Origin of the sequence: Streptomyces aureus (genome assembly GCF_001418135.1) — a bacterium.
Classification (GTDB): Bacteria; Actinomycetota; Actinomycetes; order Streptomycetales; family Streptomycetaceae; genus Streptomyces; species Streptomyces aureus_A.
In genome coordinates, this window is the sequence record NZ_LIPQ01000053.1 from 38,103 (window position 1) to 45,861 (window position 7,759).

Here is a 7,759-nt window from a genome sequence, read left to right on the forward strand (position 1 = left end):
GCAGCTCCGTAGCGACGGGCCTTTCCTTCGCCTGCCGTGTCGTGGCTTGCCGTGTCGTGGCGTGGCGTGCCGTGCCGTGCCGCGCCGGGGAGATCAGGGCGGTATTACGCTTTGACCGGTTCGCCTTTCGGGGTGTTCTTTGATGGGTCGTCAGGTGTCGTCGGGGTGGTTCCGGCGGCTTCGGCGTTCGAGCGGCGGCCGGGGGGCCTAGGTCGGGGGGAACTGTGGCGGGAGAGTCCGTGTCCAGGCGTACCGGCAGGAAGGTCGAGCGGGCGTGGCGTGAGGGGGTCGCGCTGCTTCGGCTGGGGCAGTTCGATCCGGCCGCCGTTCGGTTCACCGAGGTGCTGGAGTACGACCCCACGGCCGCCGACGCCTGGTTGGGGCTCCATGCGACGGGGCGGTCCCAGGCCGAGGCCGTCGAAGCCATGGGGCGGTACCGGCATTCCTTCGGCGCACTGCGGAACAAGTGCGCGCTGACCGTCCGTTCCCGGTTCGACCTCGGCGTCTACGTCACCTTCCGGCTGGAGACCTCGCGCGATCTCTGGCTCGCCGGCATGGCGCAGCAGCTCTCCTCGGGGCGCGTCGACGAGGCCGAGCCCGCTCTCCTCACCGCCGTTCTGGACTGTGACGAGACGCGGTTCCTGTGCACCCGTTACGCCTACCTCAAGCAGAACTGGCCGCAGGTCCTGGAGTTCTCGCGGGGCATCGAGGCGCCCTTCCTGCGCGACGAGGCCCAGCTGTACGTCGGGTACGCGCTCGCCCGCCAGCGCGTCTTCCACGAGGTCCTCAACACCGTGGCGCCCCTCCCCCGTGTGCTGGGCCGGGGCGGAAGGTTCGACGGCGAGGTCGCCTACCTGCGCGGGCTGGCCCACGAGGGCGTCGGCGACAGCCGGGAGGCGTTGCGCCAATTCCAGTACGCCTTCCGCTGCTTCCCCGGCCTCGCAGACGTCGCCCAGCGCGCGCAGGCCCATGTTCCCGTTCAGGTCCCCGCCGCCGCCCCGGAAGGCGCGGCGGATGCGGCCGCCCCCTCCGGGGAGAGCGCCACTCCCGCGGACCGGCGGCTCGACGAGGCGCTCGCGCGGCTCGACCGGATGATCGGGCTCGAACCGGTCAAACGGCAGGTGCGGACCCTCGTCGCCCAGCTGCGGATGGCCACGGTCCGCAGGGAGCAGGGCCTGCCGACGACCGCCGGGCCGCAGCACTTTGTCTTCGCCGGTCCCCCGGGCACGGGCAAGACGACCGTGGCCCGCATCGTCGGCGACATCTTCGCCGGGCTCGGCATGCTGGAGACGGGGACGCTCGTCGAGACCTCGCGGGTCGACCTCGTGGGCGAACACCTCGGGTCGTCGGCCATGAAGACGAAAGCCGTCATCGACTCCGCCCTCGGTGGTGTCCTCTTCGTAGACGAGGCCTACGCGCTCTGCAACACCGGCTACTCCGGCGGCGACGCCTTCGGCAAGGAGGCCCTTCAGGTGCTGCTCAAGCGGGCCGAGGACGACCGCGACCGGCTCGTCGTCATCCTGGCCGGATATCCGGACGAGATGGCCGAACTCCTCTCCACGAACCCCGGCCTCACCTCCCGTTTCAGTACGCGGATCGACTTCCCCTCGTACTCGGCGGCGGAACTCCTCCGGATCGCCCACGGCGTTCTGGAGGCGCAGGGCGACGTCGTGGACGAGGACGCCGCCGCCGTCCTCCACTCCCACTTCCGGAGCGTCGTACAGGACGGGCTCGTCGACCGGCTGGGGAACGGGCGGCTCGCCCGTGAGCTCTGCCGCAAGGCCGCCTCCTCCCGCGACCTGCGCCTCTACGACACCCACGGCGGGAGCGCCACCCCCAGTCGGGACGACCTCGTCACCGTACGCGTCGCCGACATCAACACCGCGTACGAGGAGCTGCGTTCCGCCGGCGGTCCTCCTGCGAGGTGACACCCGGCCACCCGATGGGCGGCGGTGGGCAGGTGTGGGCGGGGTGCGGGCAGGTGTGGCGGAGTGCCGGCAGGTGTGGGCGGAGTGTCGGCGGCCCGTGGACGCCCGTGGGCCGCCTCAAGCCGTGCGCTTGCGTGGGGTGGCCTTCTTCGCCGTCGTCTCCTTCGCCGTCGTCTCCTTCGCCGTCGCCTTCTTCGCCGTCGCCTTCTTCGCCGTCGTCTTCTTCGTCGTCGCCGTGCTCTTCGTCGCCGTGCTCTTCGCCGGCGTCTTCTTCGCCGCCGTCTTCGACGTCGACTTGCGCGCCGGTGCCGCCGTCTTCTTCGCCGCCGTCTTCGACGTGGACTTCTTCGCGTCCGTCGACTTCGGCGCACGAGCCGCCCGTGGCTTCAGCGGCGTGACCTCCGCCGCCCCCTTCCCCTCCCCTTCCTCCTGCTCGCCCCTGGCCTCCTTCGCGGCCCTCACACTGTTCTCCAGGGCCGCCATCAGGTCGATGACCTGGCCGCCGCCGGGCTCCTCGCCCGCGGCCGGGGGTGCGACCCCCTCGCCGCCCTCCGCCTTCGCCGCGATCATCTCCTCGACCGCGGTGCGGTAGTCGTCGTGCAGGGTGCTCATGTCGACCTCGCCGAGGGTGGCCATCAGGGCGTCCGCCAGGTCGAGTTCGGCGTCCCGTACGCTCACCGGGTTCTCCGGGGCCACGCCCTCCGGCGCTCGGATCTCGTCCGGCCAGAGCAGGCCGTGCATGGCGATCACGTCGTCCACGACCCGGAGCATCCCCAGACGCTCCCGTCCCCTGAGGGCGTACTTGGCCACGGCCACCTTGTCGCTGCGCTTCAGCGCCTCGCGGAGCAGGGTGTACGGCTTGGCCGCCGGGACGCCGTTCGCCGAGAGGTAGTACGCGGCGTCCATCTGCAGCGGGTCGATGTCACCGGCCGGCACGAAGGCGACGATCTCGATCGTCTTCGCGGTGGGGAGCGGCAGCGCGGCCAGGTCCTCCTCGGTGATCGGGATCATCGTCCCGTCGGCGTCCTCGTACGCCTTGCCGATCTCCGCCTGCGGGACCTCCTCGCCGTCGAGCTCGCACACCTTCTTGTAGCGGACGCGGCCGCCGTCCTCGGTGTGGATCTGCCGGAAGGAGACGGACCGGCTCTCGGTGGCGTTCACCAGCTTGATCGGGATGCTGACCAGGCCGAAGGATATGGCGCCGTTCCAGATGGATCGCACAGATGTTCCCTTCGGGTCGGATCAGGACGTTTCGTCGTCCCCGATTTGTCCGTAATCGTGGGATTCTCATCGTATGACGCCTCTCACAGAGGTGGAGGGACGGCGCCTGGCGCTCAGCAACCTGGACAAGGTGCTCCACCCGGTCACCGGCACCACCAAGGGCGAGCTGCTCCACTACTACGCGACCGTCGGGGCCGCGATCCTGCCGCATCTGCGCGATCGCCCGGTGTCCTTCCTGCGCTATCCGGACGGTCCCGACGGGCAGCTCTTCTTCACGAAGAATCCGCCGCCCGGCACACCCTCCTGGGTGAGGACCACCCCCGTGCCGCGTTCCGAGGACCCCCGGGCGCGGCAGGTCGTCGTCGAGGACCTCGCCTCGCTGATGTGGGCCGCGAACCTCGTCGTGGAGTTCCACACGCCCCAGTGGCGGGCCGCCGCCCCCGCCGTCGCCGACCGGATCGTGTTCGACCTCGACCCCGGGCCGCCCGCGACGGTCGTCGAGTGCTGCCGCGTCGCCCTCCACCTGCGCGAACGGCTCGCCGCGGACGGTCTCGACGCCTTCGCCAAGACCTCCGGCTCCAAGGGGCTGCACCTGCTCGTCCCCGTGGTGCCCACGCCGTCCCCGCTCGTCTCGGCGTACGCGCGCAAGCTCGCCGTCGAGGCGGAGGCCGCGCTGCCGCGGCTCGTCGTGCACCGCATGGCCCGGGCGCTGCGGCCCGGCAAGGTCTTCGTCGACCACAGCCAGAACGCCGCCGCGAAGACCACCGCCACCCCCTACACCCTGCGGGCGCGGCCCCTCCCCATGGTCTCCGCGCCCGTCACGTGGGAGGAGGTCGAGGAGTGCGCCGGGCCTGCCGCGGACCCCGAGTCCCTCGTCCTCCTCATGGATGACATCGCGCCACGTCTTGAGCGGTACGGGGATCTCCTCGCGCCACTTTTCGCGCCCGAGCGGGCGGGGGTCGTGCCGTGAACCGGGCCGGGGACGCGTCGTGAACGGGGCCGGGGCGCACGCCCGGGGCGGGCGCGGCGACGCCGCGACCACCGGTGGCGGCGCTCCGGGCGGGCACGGCGGGACCCCCGGCGGGCCCCCCGGCCGGGGCGCGCCCGCGGCCGGTGGCACTCCGGGTCACGGCCGCACCGAGCCCCGCACCCCCGGCGGCGGCCCTGATCGCGCTCCCGCCTCCGGCGTCGGCCCCGGCCCCGGTCCCGGCCCTGCCTCCGGCCGCGGCCCCGATCCCGGCCGTGCCTCCGGTCGCGGCTCCCGCTCCGGCCGCGGCGTTGACCCCGGGGCCGGCCGCGGCCCCCGCCCCGGCGCCCACGACCTCGTGCTTCTTCCGCCCGTCGACGTCATGCGGCCCCGCTCCGCCGACGAGATCCCCGCGCAGGGAAGACCGCCCCGGGAGCTCCAGTACTCGCTCAAGCTCGACGGGTTCCGCGCGCTCGCCTTCGTCCTCGGTGACGGAAAGGTCGTCCTCCAGTCGCGTTCCCGTCGCGACCTCGCCCCCGAGTTCCCCGGGATCGCCGCACACCTGCGTGACCAGCTGCCGCCCGGGATCGTCCTCGACGGCGAGCTGTGCGCCTATCGTGAGGGGCGGCTGAGCTTCACCGACCTGCTGCGTTCCCCCGCCGACCGGGCGCGGGCCGGCGTTCCGGTCTCGTACATCGCCTTCGACCTGCTCGCCGTCCCCGGGCGCGACGTACGGGCACTGCCGCTCCGCGACCGGTGGGAGCTGCTCGGTACGGCCCTGGTCGACGCCGAGCCGCCGCTCCAGCGGGTGCTCGCCACCCAGGACGAGGAGACCGCCCGCGACTGGTTCCGCGATCTGCGGGACGCGGGTGTCGAGGGGATCGTCGCGAAGTCCCTGACCTCCACCTATCGGGCCGGCTCCACCTGGGCCTGGCGGAAGATCCGGCACATGGAGACGAGCGACGGCGTGCTGCTCGCTGTCGTCGGACCGCCCGACCGGCCCCGGGCCCTGGTCGTACGCCTCGCGGACGGTCGTACGGTCTCCACCTCGCCCCGGCTCACCCCGGCGCAGTCGCGTGAGGTCGGCGCCCTGGCCGGGGACCGCGCGGGGCCGCTCGCCCAGGACCCCGAGCACGGACCGGTGCGGTGGATCGACCCGCCGCTCCCGGTCGAACTGCGGCAGCTCGCCGTGCGGCAGCGGCAGGAGAACGCGACCTTCGTCCGCGTCCGGTCCGAGGGGTAGGCGGCCGCCGGACCCCGTTCCCGGGGTGGGCACTGAGTGCAACTGCCCCACTGCGTACCGCACATGGCGCAAAGAGACCGCAACTGGGGCTCTACGCGGGCCCGGTGTTGCCGGTAAGGCCTTGCTACCCGTCCCGTGGTGCACACTTGCTGCCTGGTACAGGGCTCACGGGGAAGGCGGCCTGGCACATGCTGACGGGGATCGAGGAGGTCGACTGGGCCTCGTTGGGGCACGCGTACGGCCCCGCGGACGACGTGCCGGAGCTGCTCCGCGGACTCGCCTCCGCCGATCCCGCGGAGCGGGAGACGGCCCTCGACGGCATGTACGGGGCCGTGCACCACCAGGGCGACGTCTACGACTCCACCCTCGCCTGCATCCCCTTCCTCCTCGAACTCGTCGCCGACCCCGCCGTCCAGGACCGCGGCTGCATCGTCGAGCTGCTCACCAGCATCGGCGGGATCGAGCTCGACGACGACGAGGAACTGGACGAACTCGACTCCGAGGACGAGGAGTTCATCCCCGCCGCCAACTACGCGATGGCCGCCGCCGCGATCGCCGCCGGCGCCGACGTCTTCATCGGGCTCGTCTCCGACCCCGACCCGGAGGTGCGGCTCGCCGCGCCCTGCGCGCTCGCCTCGCTGCACCCCGAGCCCGCGCGCGTGCTGACCCTGCTGCGGGAGCGGCTCACCGTCGAGCGGGACACCGAGGTGCGGCTCGCCCTGGTCGCCGCCGTCGGGCGGATCGCCCTGCGCCACGCGTCGCTGCGCGACGAGACCGTCGACTGGCTCGGCTGGCTCGCCCGCGCCGCCCAGGACCCCGGCCTCCGGCTCGCGGCCCTCGCCCAGCGGGCGCGCTGCGCGCCCGGCGACATCCCCGACGACATCGTGCCGTGGGTGACGGGACTCCTGGAGGAGATCAGGACCTCGGCGCTGGGACCGGCCGTACCCGGCACCGAGCGGGCCGCGACACCGACCCTCATCGGGCAGGTCCGCGAGCTCCTGGAGGAGCACGCCGCCGGGCGCCCCGCCCCCTGGACGGAGGAGCTGCTCCGGACCCTGCACGCGGCGCTGGACGACCGGGTCGACGACCGCATCGCGCTCATCCTGGCGCAGCTGCGCAGCCCCGACTGGGGGCAGCGTTCGGACGCGATCTGGCTGTGCGGCGGGTTGATACGGATCTGGCGGGGGCGGTACGAGGAGGTCGTCCGGCTCGTCGGCGCCCAGCTCAACGACCCCGAGCCACGGCTCCGGGAGGCCGCGACCTCGTTCCTGGAGCGTCTCTTCGAGCTGGGCGCACCCGCCGCCGACGCACTCGCCGCCCGCCTCGCCGTGGGCACCGGCCCCGGCCCTGCCCAGGCAGGCGGCAGCGGCGTCGGTGGCAGCCCCCAGACCGGCTTCGTCGGGCGGTCCGGGCGCGACGGCGCCCTGCTCGCGCTCGCCCGCGCCGGGGACACCCGCGCCGTCCCGCTGCTCGCCCGTGCCCTGGAGGAGCGCGAGGTGCGGCGCGAGCTGCTGTACGCGATGGACGGCCTCGGGCCCTCCGCCGCCATGCTGGCCCCGCTGCTGCGGCGCCGGCTCGCCGAGGTCGAGCTCGACGAGCGGTTGTACGACCGGGCGGCACCCCTGCTCTACGCCCTCGCGGCGGTACGGGGCTCCCAGGCCGTGCCGGAGGTCCTGCGGGTCCTGCGCGGCGCGCCCGCGAACCGGCGCGACTGGGTGCGCGAGTCCGCGCTGCGGACCCTGGCGGCGTTCGGGCCCGCGGCCTGCGAGGCCGTACCGGACGTGCGCAGGCTCCTCACCGCCGAATCGGCCACCGTCTCCACGACGGCGGCGCGCGCGCTGTGGGCGGCCGAGGGTGATCTGGGCGAGGTCCTGACCGCCCTGGAGCGATGGCTCCGGCCCGGCGCCTCGGGCGCGGACTGGTGCTCCGCCGCCCAGGCCCTGGGCGAGATCGGCCCGGCCGCCGCCTCGACGGCCCCCGCCCTCGGGCCGGGTCTGACCGCGCGGGACCTGTGGGTACGGGTCCGCAGCGCCGCGGCCCTGTGGCGGGTGTCAGGGGACACGGCGGCGGCGCTGCCGGTGCTGCTCGCGGCCTGGGAGGAGAACCGGCACGCGCGCGTGGACGTGGCCGAGTGCCTGGCGGAGATGGGCCCGGCCGCCTCGGAGGCGCAGCTGGTGATCCTCACCGAGCTGACCCGACGGCGCCGCCACAACGCCCGCGAGGGTGCCTCCGGCAGCCATGACATCCATCTCGACGAGAAGCTCCTGACCGTGTGCCGGGCGGCCCTCGCGAGGATGGAGCGGGGCGCGTTCTAGGCTGCGGGGCCCGGACGGCGGGGCGATGGAGTGCCGGACGGCGGGGCGGTGGAGTCCCGGCTGATGGGTGGTGGAGTACCCGGCC

General features: G+C 73.8%; 5 protein-coding genes. 4 read left to right on the plus strand and 1 reads right to left on the minus strand.

Annotated elements, in window-relative coordinates; genetic code table 11:
* Positions 1 to 239 precede the first annotated feature (239 nt).
* Entirely contained in the window at positions 240 to 1,928 is a 1,689-nt protein-coding gene (locus tag AOK00_RS06210) for an AAA family ATPase (protein WP_063886528.1), read from the plus strand.
* 117 nt (positions 1,929 to 2,045) lie between these two features.
* On the opposite strand, the gene AOK00_RS06215 is transcribed toward AOK00_RS06210, so the two are convergent.
* A complete protein-coding gene (locus AOK00_RS06215) occupies positions 2,046 to 3,149 on the minus strand; it encodes a Ku protein (RefSeq protein WP_055599300.1) in 1,104 nt (367 codons plus the stop codon).
* A 73-nt stretch (positions 3,150 to 3,222) separates the two neighbouring features.
* Between AOK00_RS06215 and ligD the strand changes: the two genes are divergently transcribed.
* From ligD to AOK00_RS06230, 3 genes are all read left to right on the plus strand, one after another.
* Entirely contained in the window at positions 3,223 to 4,119 is an 897-nt protein-coding gene (ligD, locus tag AOK00_RS06220; protein WP_055599301.1) for a non-homologous end-joining DNA ligase, read from the plus strand.
* Positions 4,120 to 4,474: 355 nt separating this feature from the next.
* Entirely contained in the window at positions 4,475 to 5,359 is an 885-nt protein-coding gene (locus AOK00_RS06225) for an ATP-dependent DNA ligase (protein WP_254047257.1), read from the plus strand.
* A gap of 188 nt (positions 5,360 to 5,547) precedes the next feature.
* Complete coding sequence (locus tag AOK00_RS06230) at positions 5,548 to 7,674, plus strand: hypothetical protein (RefSeq protein ID WP_055599302.1); 2,127 nt, start codon at positions 5,548 to 5,550, stop codon at positions 7,672 to 7,674.
* The last annotated feature ends 85 nt before the right edge of the window (positions 7,675 to 7,759 follow it).